Origin of the sequence: Arthrobacter globiformis (assembly GCF_030815865.1) — a bacterium.
GTDB lineage: Bacteria > Actinomycetota > Actinomycetes > Actinomycetales > Micrococcaceae > Arthrobacter > Arthrobacter globiformis_B.
On sequence record NZ_JAUSXI010000001.1, the window covers coordinates 1,129,981 to 1,148,257 of the forward strand.

Sequence of the window (18,277 nt, forward strand, 5' to 3'; positions counted from 1 at the left end):
GCCATGACCCACAACGCTTCGCGGACCCCGGTACTCCTGCCCCGGACAGGCATCGGCATCGACGTGCACGCCTTTGCCCCGGACAGCGACCCGCAGCCGCTCTGGCTGGGCGGGCTTTTCTGGGAGGGGGAGCGGGGCCTCGCCGGCCATTCCGACGGCGATCCCGTGGCGCACGCCGCCGCCGACGCACTGTTCTCGGCCTGCGGGATCGGCGATCTGGGCACTCACTTCGGTACAGACCGGCCCGAATTCGCAGGGGCCTCCGGAGTCACGCTTCTGGCCGAAGCAGCCAGGATCGTCAGGGCAGCGGGCTTCGAGATCGGCAATATCGCGGTGCAGTTCGTGGGCAACCGGCCCAAGTTCGGCCCGCGCAGGGAAGAGTCCCAGCGCGTCCTCACCGAGGCCGCAGGAGCCCCGGTCAGCGTTACGGCCACCACCAGCGACGGCCTCGGCTTCACCGGCCGCGGCGAAGGCATTTCCGCAGTGGCCACGGCCCTGGTCTACCCGGCGGCATAGCTGCCCCGACGTAACCGGCCTGCAGGGCGGCTGTCCGCACCTGCAGCCAAATCGCCTACGCTGGAATAAGCACCGTACCGCAATCCCAGGAGACCCGCCGTGAAAAAGCTGCTTCCCGCCGTCGTGATCGCAGGGATGCTTCTGGCCGGCTGTGCCGGCAGCCCCCGCATGAGCGTGGAGGAGAGCTGCAAGTTCCTGCAGGGCGACACGTTCAAGCCCACGGGCAACCAGCAGCAGCAGGCAGACCAGATCGCCAAGCACTACCAGGAAGTCGCGGACAAGGTGGCACAGGACGTCGCCGACCCCATCCAGAAGATGGCCGACATCATGAAGCAAGTGGCCGGTACCTCGCTGGGAAACAAGACTTCGGAGCAGACGGCTGAACTCGCCAAGCAGAACAACCGGATCGGCGAAGTCTGCAGGTAAGCGGGGACATTGGCATCGGCTAATCTGGAGCGGTGACCCTGCGCTTTTACGACACTGCATCCGCCGAAGTCCGCGACTTCGTTCCCCTGGTACCGGGCAAGGTAAGCCTGTATTACTGCGGTGCCACCGTGCAGGGCATGCCGCATGTGGGGCACATCCGCTCCGCCATCGCCTTCGACCAGCTCACCCGCTGGCTTGAGTACCGCGGCTTCCGCGTCACGGTGGTCCGCAACGTCACCGACATCGACGACAAGATCCTCGCCAAGTCCGAGGCATCCTTCCATCCCGACTTCGAGCAGGAGCCCGGCGCCGTGCCGGAGGAGGAATGGTGGGCGCTGGCCTACCGCTACGAGCAGGAGTTCCTCAAGGCCTACGACACCCTCGGCGTGTCCCGGCCAACGTACGAGCCGCGGGCAACCGGCCACATCCCGGAAATGCACGCACTGATCCAGCAGCTCATCGACCGCGGGCACGCGTACCCCGCCCTCGACGGCTCCGGGGACGTCTACTTCGACGTGCGCTCCTGGAACAAGTACGGCGCGCTGACGCGGCAGAAGATCGATGACATGCAGGGTGCCGCGGACGCCGACCCGCGCGGCAAAAAGGACCCCCGCGACTTTGCCCTCTGGAAGGGCTACAAGGAGGGGGAGCCGACGACGGCGAGCTGGGTTTCGCCGTGGGGGGCCGGCCGTCCGGGCTGGCACCTCGAATGCTCGGCGATGGTCACTAAATACCTTGGCACCGAATTCGACATCCACGGCGGCGGCCTGGACCTGCGCTTCCCGCACCACGAAAATGAGATGGCGCAGTCCCAGGCCGCCGGCCACGGCTTCGCGAACTTCTGGATGCACAACGGCATGGTCACCTACCAGGGCGAAAAAATGTCCAAGTCCGTCGGCAACACCGTCAGCCCGGCCGAGATGCTGGAAATCGCGCCGCCGCGCGTGGTCCGTTACTACCTGGGCCAGGCACAGTACCGCTCGGTGCTGGACTACCAGCCGACGTCGCTGCAGGAGGCCGCGGCCGCCGTCGAACGCATTGACGGTTTCGTCGCCCGCGCCGTCCGCGCGCTGTCCAACGACGGCGCCCTGCTGGTTGGCAGCCACGGCACCGTTCCGGAGGCGTTCGCCGCTGCAATGGACGACGACCTCAACGTGCCGCAGGCCCTTGCGGCGCTGCACGACACGGTCCGCGCCGGAAACTCAGCCCTCACTGATGGCGACCTGGCGGCGACGCGGCAGGCCCTGGCCAGCGTCACTGACATGCTCAGGGTTCTGGGCATCAGCGAAGCCGCGCAGCCTGCCGTCGACGACCAGGCCACCAGTGCGCTCGGGACGCTCATTGAAGCGCAGCTCGCCGCCCGCGCCGAGGCCCGTTCCAAGAAGGACTGGGCTGCCTCCGACGCCATCCGGGACACCCTCGCGGCGGCCGGCGTCCTGGTCGAAGACAACGCTGACGGCGCCACCTGGAGCCTGCAGCGCGGCTAGCCTCCGGGGCTCAGCGCCCGCCCGGTCAACGATTTGAGGCCAGTCAGTAGACTGGAGTCCAGACTTACTCAATACAACCAAGGGTGGAATTCATGGCCAACAAAGGTCGCCCGGGCGCAGTCCGCAAGCTCAAGAAGGGCCCCACCACCGGAACCGGTGGCCACGGCCGCAAGGCTCTCGAAGGCAAGGGGCCAACCCCCAAGGCCGAGGACCGCCCGTACCACAAGGCGCACAAGAACAAGCAGCTCGCGGATCGCTCCGCAGCAAAGCGACCCGCTGGTGCCGGCGGCACCCGCAGTGCCGGTGCCCGGTCGGGCCCGAAGGGGCGTGCCACCGAGGAGGTCGTCACCGGCCGCAACTCCGTCGTGGAGGCCCTGCGCGCCGGCATTCCGGCCAAGGCGCTGCACGTGGCCATCCGCATCGAGATGGACGACCGCGTCAAGGAGTCGCTGAAGATCGCCGCCGAACGGGGCATTCCGCTGCTGGAAACCGGCAAGCCCGAGCTGGACCGGATGACCGACGACGCCGTGCACCAGGGGCTCGTGCTGCAGATTCCGCCGTACGAGTACCAGGACGCCTACGACCTGGCCGAAGAGACAGTGGAAGGCTGGAAGAAGGGGCACATCGCGAACGCACCCCTCTTCGTTGCCCTGGACGGCATCACCGACCCCCGCAACCTCGGCGCGATCATCCGCTCGGTCTCGGCGTTCAGCGGCCACGGTGTCATCGTCCCTGAGCGCCGCTCCGTGGGCGTCACGGCTGCCGCATGGAAGACAAGCGCCGGCGCGGCGGTCCGCGTTCCCGTGGCCCGAGCCTCCAACCTGAACAACGCCATCAAGCAGTTCAAGGACATGGGCGTCTTCGTGCTGGGGCTCGACGGCGACGGCGACGTCTCGCTGCCGGACCTCACCGTTGCCACCGAACCCGTGTGCATCGTGGTCGGCTCCGAGGGCAAGGGCCTCAGCCGCCTCGTCCGGGAGAACTGCGACCAGATCGTTTCCATCCCGATCGACTCCGCCATGGAATCCCTGAACGCCTCCATGGCAGTCGGCATCTCCCTCTACGAAGTCTCCCGCCAGCGCGCCGCCAAGTAACACGGCAAACCTTCCTCAGCTTTCGCAGGGAAACGGCAAACGCCTCCTCACCTTTCGCAGGGAAACGGCAAACGCTTCCGCACCTGAGTGCGGAAGCGTTTCGTTTAAAGCGGCAGGATCTGCAGGAGGGTCAGTGTTTTTCCTGCAGGATCTGAGGAAGGGGTTTTGCCCCTAGAACTCCCGGCGGTTGGCCAGGACCGGGAGCTTGGTGCGGGCTTCCTTGACCAGAGCGGGGTCCAGGTCGGCGAACAGGAGGCCGGGGGCGCCGTCGAGCTCTTCGAGGACCTGCCCGAAAGGCGAGACGAGCGCGCTGTGCCCCACGCCCGTGGGCGCCGCGCCCCGGGGTTCGATGCCCTGGGTGGCGGGATCGCCTTGGCCGCAAGCGAGGACGTAGGTGGTGGTATCCACGGCGCGGGCACGGGCGAGGAGCTGCCACTGGTCAACTTTGCCGGGGCCGGAACCCCAGGACGCGCAGACGATGTTGGCAACGGCTCCGCGATCAGCGTTCGCCGTGAAGAGGGCGGGGAAGCGGATGTCGTAGCAGGTGGCCAAACCAAAGGTGATGCCGCCGACGTCGAACGTTACGGGCCCGGTCCCGGCGTCCACGGTGTCCGACTCCAGGAACCCGAAGGCATCGAACAGGTGCACCTTGTCGTAGCTGGCGTCCACGCCCGGCCCGGCCACCAGCAGCGTATTGCGGACTTTCGTCTGCCCTTCGGACGGCGATGAACCTGGGGTGAACATTCCGGCAACGATTACTATCCCCAATTGGTCAGCGATCGAGCGGACGCGGCTGGCCCAAGGGCCGTCCAAAGGCTCGGCGATGTCCAGCAGGGAATTGCCGAATGCCCGCATCGTGGCCTCGGGGAAAACGACGATCTTGGCGCCCCCTTCCTTGGCGCGGCGGGCATATTCCTCGACCACGGTGAGGTTCCCGGCCACGTCCCTTCCGGTGATGATTTGAGCCAATGCAATCTTCACGAAAACCTCCACGTCGGTGCGTCATTACAGCGTTCAGCGGTACCGCCACGTTCCGGCATGCGTAACATGCCGGAATAGATCAGCTATTTCGCTGTGACAGATAAGCTTTAATTGATGGTAAAGCCTCTTTTAGACACAGCCTTGACGGTGGACGACTCCCAGGCCTTTCCCCTCGGGGTCAGCGAGGCGCGCCAAGTTCCCGGCGGAGACGGGGCATCAGGCGGCCGTGCAAGAGTTGCCGTTTATGCGCCCGACATCACCAAGCTGGAGGTGGCTTACCAGGCGCCCGGCCAAAGCTGGCGCCTTCAGACCCTGTCCGGCCTTCCGAATGGCGTCCACCACGGCGTGGTGGACGGATTCCCCGTGGGTTCACGGTACGGCTTCCGCGCAGCCCCCAAGGGCGAAGAGGTCCTGCCGCTTGCGGTTCCCACGGTTGATTTTGACGACGACGACGGCGGCAGCCGGCAACCGCTGTTGCTGGACCCTTACGGCCGGGCCGTCGACGAACGCGACGGATTCCTGACCAGCGTCAGGATGTCTTCCGACTTCGACTGGGCCGCTGACGAGAAGCCCAATACACCGTGGCGCAACACCATCGTCTACGAGGCACACGTCCGCGGACAGAGCATGCTCCATCCGGACATCCCGGAGGCCCTGCGCGGCACGTACGCCGGCATGGCCCACCCCGCGATGATCGAGCACCTCACCGGTCTCGGCATCACAGCCCTGCAGTTGCTGCCCGTGCATTTCCATCTGGACGAGCCACACCTCCAGAACCTCGGCCTCACCAATTACTGGGGTTACAACACGGCAGCGTTCTTTGCACCGTACCCCGGGTACGCCACCAAGTCGGCCCAGGAAGCCGGCCCGCAGGCCGTCCAGGACGAGTTCAAGGGAATGGTCAAGCTGCTGCATGCGGCCGGCGTCGAGGTCATCCTTGACGTCGTCTACAACCACACCGCCGAAGGCGGGCCCGACGGCCACACCCTGAGCTTCCGGGGCCTCGGCGAGCAGAAGTACTACCGCACCGACGGCAACGGAAAATACGTTGACACCACAGGCTGTGGCAACACGCTTAACTTCGGCGAACCCCGCGTTATCCAAATGGTGCTGGACTCCCTGCGCTACTGGGTGGACGAGTTCCATATCGACGGCTTCCGCTTCGACCTGGCTGTCACGCTCTGCAGGAACGCAGCCAACGAGTTCGATCCCCATCACCCCTTCCTCGTGGCGGTCGCCGCGGACCCGGTGCTCTCCCGCGTCAAACTGATCGCCGAACCGTGGGACGTGGGCTACGGCGGCTGGCAGACCGGCCGGTTCCCCAGCGGCTGGGTGGACTGGAACGACCACTACCGCGACGCCGTGCGCTCCTTCTGGGTGGCGGACCGTGCCGCTCTCGACAACGGAGGCCGCGGCGGGTCCGTGGCCCGGCTGGCTGATGCCCTGTCCGGCTCGGCGAGCCTGTTCGAACCGTCGGGCCGGTCGCGGCTGGCCTCGCTGAACTACATCACCGCCCACGACGGCTTCACCATGACCGACCTCGTCTCCTACGACCGCAAGCACAACGAGGCGAACGGTGAACAGAACCGGGACGGGCACGGCGACAACCGCAGCTACAACCACGGCTTCGAAGGACGCACCGAGGACGAGGGCATCCTGGCGCGCCGCGCCCAGAGCAAACGCAACCTCATGGCCTCGCTCATGATTTCCCTCGGCGTTCCCATGATCACGGCCGGGGATGAGCTCGGCCGCACCCAGCAGGGCAACAACAACGCGTACTGCCAGGACAATCCACTCACCTGGGTTGATTGGACCAGCACGCCGGAGTCCCATGCCATGTTGCGGAGCACCAAGCGCGTTATCCGGCTCCGCGGGGAGTTCCTGACCGCCCAGCCGCACAACTACCCCATCCGCGACGCCCGCTCCTACCTGTACTGGTATGACCAGGGCGGGCAGCCCATGACCATGGAACGGTGGAACGATCCCGGGAACCGGGTGGTTCAGCTGCTGCTCGGCTCCGATGACGGGCACGTGGCCGGACTCATCGTGGTCAACGGCGGTCCCGAGGACATCGAGGTCACCCTTCCGCAGGTCACCAACGACGACGGCACCGGCAAGCGGATCTTCGATCTGCGCCTCACCACGTCCGAGCTCCACGACCGGCGCCAGGGCGTCCTGGTCGCTTCCGGCGAGCCTGACGAGGTGCAGGCCTACACCATCAACATTTACCGCACATAACTTACGGGGAAACGGGCATGCGCAGGCGTTGGACCATCGGAACGCTGCTGCTGGGGCTTGCCGTGGCTGCCCTCGCGGTCTTCAACCTTTTCATCGCGCCGGGCGGCACACCGCCCAGTGGGCTCCAGCCCAGTGCGGTCCAGCAGAGTGGGGGCCCGCAGGGAACGGCGACGTCGGCACCCGCCGCTGCGCAGTCGTCGTCGGCCGACAAGGTCACTGGCGTCCCAAACGTGTCCGGGCTCCCCACCATCCGGGAGTCCCAGCTGCCAGCGGAAGGCCGGCGGATCCTCGCCCTGATCCGGCAGGGCGGACCCTATCCGTACACCCGCGACGGCGTGACGTTCGGAAACTTTGAACGCGTCCTGCCGCGCAAGGCCAGCGGGTATTACAAGGAGTACACGGTCCCCACCCCTGGGGAGTCGGACCGCGGTGCCCGCAGGATCGTTGCGGGACAGGCTGGCGAGAAGTACTACACGCCCGACCACTACGAATCGTTCAAGTTCATAGCAGAAGGCAAATAGCACCATGAAGATCTATTCCGGCGACACCTGGACCCTCGAAGAACTCCGGGAGCAGGTGGCCGACGCCGGCCGCCGGAGCCTGCTGGTGCCGGCCGCCGACTCCAAGAAGTCCGTGCTCGCCGCCTTCGGCGAGGCCCTAGATTTTCCGGAGCACTTCGGCGTGAACTTAGATGCGCTCAACGACTCACTGCATGACTTCGCCGACGCCATTTCCGACGACGGCGCTAAGCCCCTGACCGTGATCTGGCAGGTCCCCGCAGCCTTCCGCGCCGACCGCTCGTTCGGCGTCATCTGCGAGATCCTCCAGGACGCCGAGAGCTACGCCGGCAAGGACCTCGCCGTCATGGCCGTACTGATCTAGCCCGCCGCGGAGTTCTGCGGCGGGCTAGCGGCCCTAGGCGTTGACGATCAGCCCCAGCTCGGCCTTGGACGCGAGGGCGTCGTGCTTGGGGAGTAGCCGCACGGTGTAGCCGAAGGACCCGGAGCGGTCAATTACGATGGACCCGGCGAAGAGGTAGCGTCCGTTGCCGAGCTCCTCCTTGGCCTCCAGTTCCACCATGGTCACGTTGGCCAGTTCGTCGCTTTCGGCTGCCTGCCCGTACGCCACCTCCACCGCCACGTCCTGGGGGGACAGGTTGTGCAGTCCCACGTAGGCGTGGACCTGGAGGGTGTCACCGATCTGCGGGTCCTCCGAGACGCCCAGCGAGTCCACGTGCTCCACGTGCAGTTGGGGCCAGGCCGCCCGGACCTTGGTAACCCACGCAGCCAGCGCCTTGGCCTGTGCGTAGGAGCCTGCCACCGCTTCGCGTCCCGCGACCGCCGCGGGCCGGTACAGGACGTTGACGTAGTCCTGCAGCATCCGTTCTGCCGACACCGCGGGACCCAGGTGGGCCAGCGTGTGCTTGATCATGGAGACCCAGTGGGTAGGGATCTTCTCGTGGCCGGACTCGGACGGCCCTGCGGCGCCGGCCGCTTCGGAGACGGTGTTGCCGTAGAACCGCGGCGCCACCTGCGTCTCGAGCAGTTCGTACAGCGCCGCGGCCTCGATGTCGTCGCGCTCATCGGCGGACGCGCCGTTATTGGCCGTGGGAATCGCCCAGCCGTTTTCGCCGTCGTACATCTCATCCCACCAGCCGTCCAGGACGGACAGGTTCAGCGACCCGTTGATCGCGGCCTTCATGCCGGAGGTGCCGCAGGCTTCGAGCGGCCGCAGCGGGTTGTTCAGCCAGACGTCGCAGCCCGGGAACAGCGTGCGGGCCATGGCGATGTCGTAGTTCGGCAGGAAGACGATGCGGTGCCGGACGGCGGGATCGTCCGTGAAGCGGACCAGGTCCTGGATCATCTTCTTGCCGGCGTCGTCCGCGGGGTGGGACTTGCCCGCAATGACCAGCTGAATGGGGTGTTCCTTGTGCAGCAGCAGCGCCTTCAGGCGCTCCGGGTCCCGCAGCATGAGGGTCAGCCGCTTGTACGTGGGCACGCGCCGGGCGAAACCGATGGTCAGGACGTCCGGGTCCAGCACCGAGTCCGTCCATGCCAGTTCGGCATCGGCCGCACCGCGCTTCTTCCACGCAGCCCGCAGCCGGCGCCGCACATCCTCCACGAGCGAAACCCGCATCTCACGCCGGAGCGCCCACACCTCGGCGTCGGAGACGTTGTACGCGAGGTCCCAGCGGCCCATCACCTCAGCTTCGGGTCCGAACCGCTCACGGGCGAGCTTCGCGATCCGGGGATCCACCCAGGTGGGCACGTGCACGCCATTGGTCACGGAGGTGATGGGCACCTCCGAGTGGTCGAATCCCGGCCACAGCGCCGAGAACATGCCGCGCGAGACTTCGCCGTGGAGCTTGGCAACACCGTTGGCCCGCTGTGCGAGGCGCAGGCCCATGACTGCCATGTTGAAGACGAAGGGGTTGCCCTCGCTGAAGTTCTCCCGACCCAGGTCGAGGATCCGCGACGTGGGAACGTCCGGCGCCAGGCCGGCTTCGAAGAAGTGCTGGATCTGTGCGGCTTCGAAGCGGTCGATGCCGGCCGGAACAGGCGTGTGCGTTGTGAACACCGTGGACGAGCGTCCGGCGGCGAGGGCCTCGTCGAAGGTGAGCGCCTGCTCGCCGGCCATCAGCTCCTGGATCCGTTCGACGCCGAGGAATCCGGCGTGGCCCTCATTCGTGTGGAACACCTCGGGCGCGGGCGTGCCGGTGAGCTTCTGGTAGGCGCGCAGCGCCTTGACCCCGCCCATCCCGAGCAGCAGTTCCTGTTGCAGCCGGTGGTCGCCGCCGCCGCCGTACAGGCGGTCGGTGATGCTGCGGGCGGCGTCGTCGTTTCCGGGAACGTTGGAGTCCAGCAGCAGGAGGGGGACGCGTCCGACGTCGGCACGCCAGATGTGTGCCGCAAGGTGCCGCCCGTTGGGCAGAGGCAGGGATATCTCCAGCGGCTTGCCGTTGCCATCCGCGGCCGGTTCGCGCAGCAGCGTCAGCGGCAGGCCGTCGGGGTCGATGACGGGATAGGTCTCCTGCTGCCAGGCATCCCGGGAGAGTGACTGCTTGAAGTAGCCGGCCTGGTAGAGCAGTCCGACGCCGATCAGCGGCACGCCGAGGTCGGAGGCGGCCTTCAGGTGGTCGCCGGCAAGGATGCCGAGGCCGCCGGAATACTGCGGCAGGACTTCGGTGATGCCGAACTCGGGGGAGAAGTAGGCGATTGAGGCGGGGGCGTCGCTGCCCAGCCCCTGGTACCAGCGGGGTTCCGTGAGGTACCGGTCCAGGTCCGCGGCTGCCGTCTGCACCCGGGCCACCACGTCCTGGTCTATCGCGAGCCGGTGCATCTCCTCACGGCCCACCAGGCCCAGGAAACTGACCGGGTCATTGCCGCACTGGGCCCAGACGCGCGGGTTCAGGCTTTCGAACAGCTCCCGGGTGGGGCGGTGCCAGGACCAGCGCAGGTTGGTCGCCAACCGGGCCAGCGGCCGGATCGGCTCGGGAAGAACGGTACGGACGGTAAATCTGCGGATTGCCTTCACCTGCGCCACACTAACCGACTGGGTGAACGGCAGGAACCGCTTTTGATTACTTTCCGGTAAATGACGAATGGCTTCAGTAATTAAGTTCGCAGGCTTAGCATTTCGCCCCATTTCTCGCTAACGTCGAGCCTGTGACGACTAACACCCGAACCAGTGCCCCAGCAAAGCAAACGCCGAAAGTTTCGATCACGGAAGGCCTTCGGTTTGGCCGTTTCCCCATCACGGACGTTCAGCCTGTTGTCGAAGGGGGGAAGTTCCCGGCCAAGGCGCTGCCCGGTGAAGGAATCGTGGTCAGCGCCAGGTCCTTCCGCGAGGGCCACGACCAATTGGGCGTCAGTGCGGTCCTCCTGGATCCGAAGGGCAACGAGCGCCAGCGGGTCCGGCTCCAGCCGCCGTCCGGGGACCGCGGCAAGGGTACCGACCTCTGGGAAGGCCTGCTCACCCCTGATTCCACCGGGAACTGGTCGTTCGTCATTGAGGCCTGGCACGACCGCTACGGCACGTGGCACCACAACGCCGAGGTCAAGGTGGACGCGGGCATCGACGTCGAGCTGATGCTTGCGGAAGGGGCCGCACTGCTGTCGGAGGCCGCCGAGGAGCCGGACCGGAACGATGCGGACCGCCAGACGCTGCGCTCGGCCGCCACCATCCTCGCGGATGCATCCCTTTCACCCGAGGACCGTCTGGCGGCCGGCTTCAACCGGGACGTCGCCGGCGTGGTTGAGCGCGAGCCGATCCGTGAGCTTGTCACTGTCTCCGAACCGTTTCCCCTGCTCGTAGAGCGGGACCGCGCAGGCCGCGGGTCCTGGTACGAGTTCTTCCCGCGCTCCGAGGGCGCGGTGCGCGACCCCGGCACGGGCGCCTGGACGTCCGGCAATTTCCGGACCGCCGCCAACCGGCTGGACGCCGTGGCCGGCATGGGCTTTGACGTCATCTACATGCCGCCGATCCACCCGATTGGCGTGCAACACCGCAAGGGCCCCAACAACACGCTGATCGCCGGCCCGAACGACCCCGGATCGCCGTGGGCCATTGGCGCCAAGGAAGGCGGGCACGACGCCATCCACCCCGACCTCGGAACCTTCGAGGACTTCGACGCCTTCGTGGCGCGGGCGAATGAGCTCAACCTGGAAGTGGCGCTCGACCTGGCACTCCAGGCCGCCCCGGACCACCCCTGGGTCACCGAGCACCCGGAATGGTTCACCACCCGCGTGGACGGCAGCATCGCGTATGCCGAAAATCCGCCGAAGAAGTACCAGGACATCTTCCCGCTCAACTTCGACAACGACCCCGAGGGCCTGTCCAAGGAAATCCTGCGGATCGTCCAACTGTGGGTCAGCCACGGCGTGAAGATCTTCCGGGTGGACAACCCCCACACCAAGCCGGTGTGGTTCTGGGAGTGGCTCATCGGCGAAGTGAACAAGGAGGACCCCGACGTCGTCTTCCTGGCCGAGGCCTTCACCCGTCCCGCCATGATGCACGCGCTGGGCAGGGCAGGCTTCCAGCAGTCCTACACCTACTTCACGTGGCGCAACACCAAGAAGGAACTCGAGGAGTACTTCCACCACGTGAGCCGCGAGTCGGCTGCCTTCTTCCGGCCCAACTTCTTCGTCAACACCCCGGACATCCTCACCGAGTACCTGCAGTACGGCGGGCCGGCGGCGTTCAAGATCCGCGCTGCCCTGGCGGCAACCGCGAGCCCGCTATGGGGCGTGTACGCCGGCTACGAACTGTACGAGCACGTGGCCCGGCCCGGTGCCGAGGAATACATCGACAACGAGAAGTTCGAGTACAAGGCCCGCGACTGGGACGCTGCCTCCGCCTCCGGCCGGACCCTCGCGCCATACCTGACCAGGCTCAACGAAATCCGCAAGGCCCACCCGGCCCTGGGGGACCTGCAGAACCTCACCGTGCACCAAAGCACAGACGACGCCACGGTCGTCTACTCCAAGCACAAGACCCTCCCGGACGGCACCAGGGACACCATCATCGTGGTGGCCAACGTGGACCCGCACAGTGCGAGGGAAGGCATGGTTTCGCTGGATCTGTCCGCGCTGGGGCTCGACCCGGCCGACCTCACTCCGAACGGCGGATTCTGGGTGGATGACCTCATCTCCGGCGAGTCGTGGGAATGGGGGGAGTACAACTACGTGCGGCTGGATGCACATGTTGAACCTGTACACATCCTGAGCATCCGGAGGTAGCCGCCAGTGAGTTTCAGTCCGCAGAGCCCCACCCACCACTTCACCCCCAAGAGCACGTTTGAGCTGAATGCACCGGGTTTGCCGCATGATCCGCTGTGGTACCGGAAAGCGGTGTTCTATGAAGTGCTGGTCCGGGGCTTTGCGGACGCCAACGGCGATGGTTCGGGCGACTTCCACGGGCTGATCGAGAAGCTGGACTACCTGCAGTGGCTGGGCGTTGACTGCCTGTGGCTGCCGCCGTTCTTCCAGTCACCCCTGCGGGACGGCGGGTATGACATCTCGGACTACAACTCCGTCCTCGACGAGTTCGGCACCATCAGCGACTTCAAGCGGCTGGTTGCCGAGGCGCATGCACGCGGCGTCCGGGTCATCATCGACCTCCCGCTGAACCACACCTCAGACCAGCACCCCTGGTTCCAGGAGTCCAGGAAAGATCCTGACGGTCCCTTCGGTGACTTCTACGTGTGGAGTGACACCGACGAGAAATACCAGGACGCGCGCATCATCTTCGTGGACACGGAGGAATCCAACTGGACCTTCGACCCCATCCGGCGGCAGTTCTTCTGGCACCGGTTTTTCAGCCACCAGCCCGACCTGAACTTCGAGAACCCGAAGGTCATCGACGCCGTGTTCGACGTCGTGCGGTTCTGGCTGGACCAAGGGATCGACGGGTTCCGCGCGGACGCCATCCCGTACCTGTTCGAGGAGGAGGGGACCAACTGCGAAAACCTCCCGGCCACGCACGAGTTCCTGCGCAGGCTGCGGAAGATGGTGGACGAGAGTTACCCCGGCCGGGTCATCATCGCCGAGGCCAACCAGCCGCCCAACGAGGTGGTGGAGTACTTCGGAACCGAGGAGGAACCGGAATGCCACATGGCCTTCCACTTCCCGATCATGCCGCGGCTCTACTACGCGCTGCGTGACCAGAAGGCCGCCCCCATCATCGAGACGATGCACGACACCCCGGCCATCCCGGCCGGCGCGCAGTGGGGAACTTTCCTGCGCAACCACGACGAGCTGACGCTGGAAATGGTCACCGCCGACGAGCGGGCTGCCATGCTCGGCTGGTACGCGCCGGACCCGCGCATGCGGGCCAACATCGGCATCCGGCGCAGGCTGGCGCCGCTGCTGGACAACTCCAGGGCGGAAATCGAGCTCATCAACGCCCTGCTGCTGTCCCTGCCGGGGAGCCCCTTTCTGTACTACGGGGACGAGATCGGGATGGGCGACAACATCTGGCTCGAGGACCGTGACGCCGTCCGCACCCCCATGCAGTGGAACCCCGACCGCAACGCCGGTTTCTCCGCTGCCGACCCGGGCAAGCTGTACCTCCCCGTGATCCAGTCGCTGGTCTACAACTACGCCATGGCGAACGTGGAGGCCGAGGCCGCCCATTCCGGATCGCTGCTGCGCTGGACCCGGCAGATTCTCAGCGTGCGGAAGAACCATCCGGCGTTCGGGCTCGGGGCGTTCAAGCATGTGGAGGCCGACCACGAGGTGGTGCTGGCCTATCTCCGCGAACTGCCGGAGGGCAACGCAGCCGGCGAACCCGCGGAATCCATCCTGTGCGTCTTCAACCTTTCCCAGCATCCGGTGTCCTCCACCCTGAGGCTTCCGGACTTTTCTGGCCGGGGCCTGCGTGACGTCTTCGGAGGCCAGCCGTTCCCCGGCATCAGTGATGACGGCCAGCTGACGCTGACGCTGGGCAGCCATGACTTCTTCTGGCTGCGCGTGCGGGCTGCTGCTTCGAACCCAGCTTCACCCTTTACGCAAGCGATGCCGATACTGTCGATTGAGGGATGAGATGATCCAAACAATACTGACACCCACACTCGAACAACTGCTCCGCGACTGGCTTCCGGCCCAGAGGTGGTTCCCGGTGAAGTCCCCGGACTTCACCCTGGCGCCTGTGGGCGGCCTGGTCCTGGACGACGCCACCGGCCAGGCCGGCCTGGAGGTGTTCCTCGCGTCCGTTGACTCCAAAACGGCGGACGGCGCCTCCCGCACTGACGTCGTCCAGATCCCGCTCAGCTACCGCAGCGAGCCGCTGCCGGGCGCCCAACGGGCCCTGATCGGTGAAAGCGACGACGCCGAACGGGGGCACCGCTGGGTCTACGACGCCGTCCACGACCCCGCCTTCATTGCCGCATGGCTGGATCTGATGCGGACGGAGGAAGCCGCCGGCAGCGCCAGCGGCCACCTTTCCGGGGCCGGCCAGCCGCTGCCGCAGGCCTCCGGGACGGTCCGGGTCGTGTCTGGCGAACAATCCAACACGTCGGTGATAGTGGACGACGGCGACTCCGCCGCCATCGTGAAGTTCTTCCGTGTGCTTTCGGCCGGGCGAAACCCGGAGGTGGAGGTCGGCGCCGCGCTGTCCGCGGCACGCACCCCGGAGGTCCCCGCCACGCTGGGCTGGGTCACCGCCGAGTGGTACCCGCAGGGGCAACTTCGCCAGGGCGAGCCCGCATCGGGCGGCCCTGCCCAGGGTGAACTGGCAGTGGCCCACGAATTCCTGGCCGGCGGCCGGGACGCGTGGCGGCTCGCTGTTGACGCGGCGGCCAGGGGAGCGGACTTCACGGCTGAGGCTCATGCCCTTGGCCATGCGACGGCCACAGTCCACCGCAGGCTCGCCGAAACGCTGGGTGTTTCGGCCGAAGCGGTTCCGGGCGGGGATATTGCCCCCGGAGTAGCCCAGCGCGTGCGTCAGATGTGGGCGGAGGCGGGACCCGCCGTCGGGCCTTACGAAGAAGGGCTGGAAAGCCTGCTCAGCCGGCTCGAAGGCACCCCGGCCGGAGCGCTTCAGCGCATCCACGGCGACCTCCACCTTGGCCAGATCCTCCAGGTTCCCGGCGCCGAAGGCGGCCACGACCGGTGGGCCATCCTCGACTTCGAGGGGGAGCCGCTCCGGCCAATCTCCGAGCGCAACTTCCCCGACGACCCGCTCCGGGACGTGACGGGCATGCTGCGCTCCTTTGACTACGCGGCGGGGGCCGCCGAAAGGGAACAGCCGGACGTCCGCGTCCCTGAGTCCTGGGTGGACGATTGCACCGAGGCCTTCCTGGCAGGCTACGCGGAAGTAACTCCCGGAACGGTGGACCGTAATTCGCCGCTCTTTGTGGCATTGTGGCTGGACAAGGCGCTCTACGAAGTCGTGTACGAGTTGCGCAACCGGCCGGGCTGGTTGGCCATTCCGGTGAACGCGGCCAGGCGGCTCCTCAGCACTAAAAGCTCCGGCGAACCAGCCGGAGCAGCAGCGGAAGGTAAGAACATGACAGGCTCTGCACACACCGACAGCCCCCACGCGCCGTTGCACGTGGACGCGCACACGCTCTCACGCGTCGCGGCCGGTGAACACCACGCGCCGCACTCGGTGCTTGGTGCCCATTTGGACGACTACGGCCACGTAACCATCCGCACCGTCAAGCACCTTGCGGAGGCGGTCAACGTGGTGACCCAGGCCGGAACTGTGCCCATGACCCACGAGGCCGACGGCGTCTGGGTGGCGGTGCTGGAGCCGTTGCAGCACGGCCACGTGCCGGACTACCGCCTTGAGGTGACGTACGAGGACGCCGCCCCGGTGACCCTGGACGATCCGTACCGCTACCTGCCCACCGTGGGCGAAGTGGACCTGCACCTGATCGGCGAAGGACGCCACGAGAAGCTCTGGACCGTACTGGGCGCGCACGTGCAGCACTACAAGTCCTCGATGGGCGACATTGACGGCGTGTCCTTTGCCGTGTGGGCGCCCAACGCCGAAGCGGTCCGGGTTAAGGGCGATTTCAACGCCTGGGACGGGCGGGAAAACTCGCTGCGGTCCCTCGGCTCCTCGGGCGTCTGGGAACTGTTCATCCCGGGTGTCCCGGCCGGCGCCTGCTACAAGTACGAAATCAAAACCAAGGGCGGTTACTGGGTAGAGAAGGCCGACCCGTTGGCCTTCGGCACCGAGGTGCCGCCGCTCACCGCGTCGAGGGTTGTCGAGTCGCATTACCGGTTCCAGGACGCGGACTGGATGAAGGAACGCGCCGCCGGGGATCCGCACAACTCTCCCATGAGCGTCTACGAGGTCCACCTTGGATCCTGGCGCCTGGGCCTGGGCTACCGTGAGCTGGCCAAGGAACTCGTCGAGTACGTGAAGTGGCTCGGGTTCAGCCATGTCGAGTTCATGCCCGTGGCCGAGCATCCCTTCGGCGGCTCCTGGGGCTACCAGGTCACCTCCTACTACGCGCCCACGTCCCGCTTTGGGCATCCCGATGAGTTCCGGTTCCTGGTGGACTCGCTCCACCAGGCAGGCATCGGAGTGATCCTGGACTGGGTGCCGGCGCACTTCCCGAAGGACAACTGGGCCCTGGCGCAGTTTGACGGGCAGCCGCTCTACGAACACGCTGACCCGAACCTTGGCGAGCACCCGGACTGGGGCACCCTCATCTTCGACTTCGGGCGCACCGAGGTCCGGAACTTCCTCGTGGCCAACGCGCTGTACTGGCTTGATGAGTTCCACATCGACGGCCTGCGCGTGGACGCGGTCGCGTCCATGCTGTACCTGGACTACTCGCGGGAAGATGGCCAGTGGCAGCCCAACCGCTTCGGCGGCCGTGAAAACCTGGAGGCCATCTCGTTCCTCCAGGAGACCAATGCCACGGTGTACAAAACCCATCCCGGCGCCGTGATGATCGCGGAGGAATCCACCGCCTTCCCCGGCGTCACTGCGCCCACCAGCCAAGGGGGCCTCGGCTTCGGCCTCAAGTGGAACATGGGCTGGATGCACGACTCGCTCAAGTACACCTCCGAAGACCCGGTCAACCGTAAGTGGCACCACGGAACGGTCACGTTCTCCCTGGTGTATGCCTTCACCGAGAACTTCCTGCTGCCCATCAGCCACGATGAGGTAGTCCACGGCAAGGGGTCCATGCTCCGCAAGATGCCGGGCGACCGCTGGCAGCAGCTGGCCAACCTCCGCGCCTTCCTCGGCTACCAGTGGGCACACCCGGGCAAGCAGCTGATCTTCATGGGCACGGAATTCGGCCAGGAAGCCGAGTGGGTCCGAACAGCACGGACTCGACTGGTGGCTGGCTGACATCCCGGCGCACCGCGGTGTTCAGCTTCTGCTCAAGGAACTCAACGAGCTGTACAAGTCCACGCCGGCACTGTACTCCCGGGACAACGAGCCCGGCGGGTTCCAGTGGATCAACGGGGCAGACGCCGACCGCAACGTCCTGACCTTTGTCCGTTGGGACACCGAGGGCAACCCGCTGGTCTGTGCCGTCAACTTCTCCGGCGGCCCGCACAAGGAGTACTCCCTGGGCGTGCCCTCGGCCGGAGCATGGACCGAGGTCCTGAACACAGACTCCGAGGACTACGGCGGATCGGGCGTCCTCAACGGCGGCACGCTGACCGCAGAGGACGAGGGCATCGACGGCCAGCCGGCAACTCTTACGGTTACGCTGCCTCCGCTGGCCGCCGCGTACTTCAAGCCTGCTGAGCCCAGCGTGATCACCTCGGCGGCCGCAGCCAGGGCCAAAGTTACTGAGGCTGATTCCATCTTTGCCGGGCCGACGGCTGCTGGCACCCGAGATGCTGAGACCCGCGCCGCTGGGACCCGGTCTGCTGAGACCGGAGTTGTTGAGCCGAAGGGTGCTGAACAGAAGAGTGCTGAACCGAAGGGTGCTGAACTGAAGGGTGGGACCGGGAAGGCGGCACTGCCCGGCGGTCCCCTCGCCTGAGGCCCGACGCTCCGCTCATCGGAACGCTCCTGTAGGTCCTGGCGGACCGCTGGTCTAAGACCCGGCGGGGGCCGGCC

Annotated in this window: 11 protein-coding genes and 1 pseudogene; 10 read left to right on the forward strand and 2 right to left on the reverse strand. The window is 66.4% G+C overall.

Going from position 1 to position 18,277, the window contains the following annotated elements; translation table 11 throughout:
* Window positions 1-3: 3 nt before the first annotated feature.
* The 4 genes from ispF (at window position 4) to rlmB (ending at window position 3,523) form a co-directional block, all read left to right on the forward strand.
* The gene (ispF, locus tag QFZ33_RS05315; RefSeq protein ID WP_236806845.1) at window positions 4-516 is read left to right on the forward strand and encodes a 2-C-methyl-D-erythritol 2,4-cyclodiphosphate synthase; all 513 of its coding nucleotides are present in this window, start codon (window positions 4-6) and stop codon (window positions 514-516) included.
* Between the two features lie 99 nt (window positions 517-615).
* On the forward strand, window positions 616-942 hold the full coding sequence (locus QFZ33_RS05320) for a hypothetical protein (RefSeq protein WP_307025510.1): 327 nt from the start codon (window positions 616-618) through the stop codon (window positions 940-942).
* A gap of 32 nt (window positions 943-974) precedes the next feature.
* Window positions 975-2,429 carry a cysteine--tRNA ligase gene (gene cysS / locus QFZ33_RS05325; protein WP_307025513.1) on the forward strand — a complete coding sequence of 485 codons (1,455 nt, stop codon included), beginning with the start codon at window positions 975-977 and terminating at the stop codon, window positions 2,427-2,429.
* A gap of 92 nt (window positions 2,430-2,521) precedes the next feature.
* Window positions 2,522-3,523, forward strand: coding sequence for a 23S rRNA (guanosine(2251)-2'-O)-methyltransferase RlmB (rlmB, locus tag QFZ33_RS05330; RefSeq protein ID WP_307025515.1), 1,002 nt, complete (start codon window positions 2,522-2,524; stop codon window positions 3,521-3,523).
* A 171-nt stretch (window positions 3,524-3,694) separates the two neighbouring features.
* Here rlmB and QFZ33_RS05335 read toward each other — a convergent pair whose 3' ends face one another.
* Window positions 3,695-4,504, reverse strand: coding sequence for a carbon-nitrogen hydrolase family protein (locus QFZ33_RS05335; RefSeq protein WP_307025517.1), 810 nt, complete (start codon window positions 4,502-4,504; stop codon window positions 3,695-3,697).
* 114 nt (window positions 4,505-4,618) lie between these two features.
* Between QFZ33_RS05335 and glgX the strand changes: the two genes are divergently transcribed.
* From glgX to QFZ33_RS05350, 3 genes are read left to right on the forward strand one after another with little or no spacing between them, the layout of a single operon-like run.
* Window positions 4,619-6,742: a glycogen debranching protein GlgX gene (glgX, locus tag QFZ33_RS05340; protein ID WP_307025519.1), complete on the forward strand. Its 2,124-nt coding sequence runs from the start codon at window positions 4,619-4,621 to the stop codon at window positions 6,740-6,742.
* Window positions 6,743-6,759: 17 nt separating this feature from the next.
* Complete coding sequence (locus tag QFZ33_RS05345; RefSeq protein WP_307025522.1) at window positions 6,760-7,263, forward strand: ribonuclease domain-containing protein; 504 nt, start codon at window positions 6,760-6,762, stop codon at window positions 7,261-7,263.
* Between the two features lie 4 nt (window positions 7,264-7,267).
* Entirely contained in the window at window positions 7,268-7,624 is a 357-nt protein-coding gene (locus QFZ33_RS05350) for a barstar family protein (RefSeq protein ID WP_307025524.1), read from the forward strand.
* Between the two features lie 33 nt (window positions 7,625-7,657).
* Here the strand turns inward: QFZ33_RS05350 and glgP are convergent, their stop codons facing one another.
* Complete coding sequence (gene glgP / locus QFZ33_RS05355; protein WP_307025526.1) at window positions 7,658-10,276, reverse strand: alpha-glucan family phosphorylase; 2,619 nt, start codon at window positions 10,274-10,276, stop codon at window positions 7,658-7,660.
* Between the two features lie 131 nt (window positions 10,277-10,407).
* On the opposite strand from glgP, the gene QFZ33_RS05360 reads away from it, so the two are divergent.
* The 3 genes and pseudogenes from QFZ33_RS05360 (at window position 10,408) to QFZ33_RS05370 (ending at window position 18,200) form a co-directional block, all read left to right on the forward strand.
* Window positions 10,408-12,480, forward strand: coding sequence for an alpha-1,4-glucan--maltose-1-phosphate maltosyltransferase (locus QFZ33_RS05360; RefSeq protein WP_307025528.1), 2,073 nt, complete (start codon window positions 10,408-10,410; stop codon window positions 12,478-12,480).
* A 6-nt stretch (window positions 12,481-12,486) separates the two neighbouring features.
* Window positions 12,487-14,283 carry a maltose alpha-D-glucosyltransferase gene (gene treS / locus QFZ33_RS05365; protein ID WP_307025531.1) on the forward strand — a complete coding sequence of 599 codons (1,797 nt, stop codon included), beginning with the start codon at window positions 12,487-12,489 and terminating at the stop codon, window positions 14,281-14,283.
* Window position 14,284: 1 nt separating this feature from the next.
* A pseudogene (locus QFZ33_RS05370) lies at window positions 14,285-18,200 on the forward strand (1,4-alpha-glucan branching enzyme).
* Window positions 18,201-18,277: the final 77 nt, after the last annotated feature.

Coding starts and splice junctions, on each gene's coding strand:
- QFZ33_RS05345 (WP_307025522.1), top strand. CDS start 6,760: ATGCGCAGGCGTTGGACCATCGGAACGCTGCTGCTGGGGCTTGCCGTG.
- rlmB (WP_307025515.1), top strand. CDS start 2,522: ATGGCCAACAAAGGTCGCCCGGGCGCAGTCCGCAAGCTCAAGAAGGGC.
- ispF (WP_236806845.1), top strand. CDS start 4: ATGACCCACAACGCTTCGCGGACCCCGGTACTCCTGCCCCGGACAGGC.
- glgX (WP_307025519.1), top strand. CDS start 4,619: ATGGTAAAGCCTCTTTTAGACACAGCCTTGACGGTGGACGACTCCCAG.
- QFZ33_RS05350 (WP_307025524.1), top strand. CDS start 7,268: ATGAAGATCTATTCCGGCGACACCTGGACCCTCGAAGAACTCCGGGAG.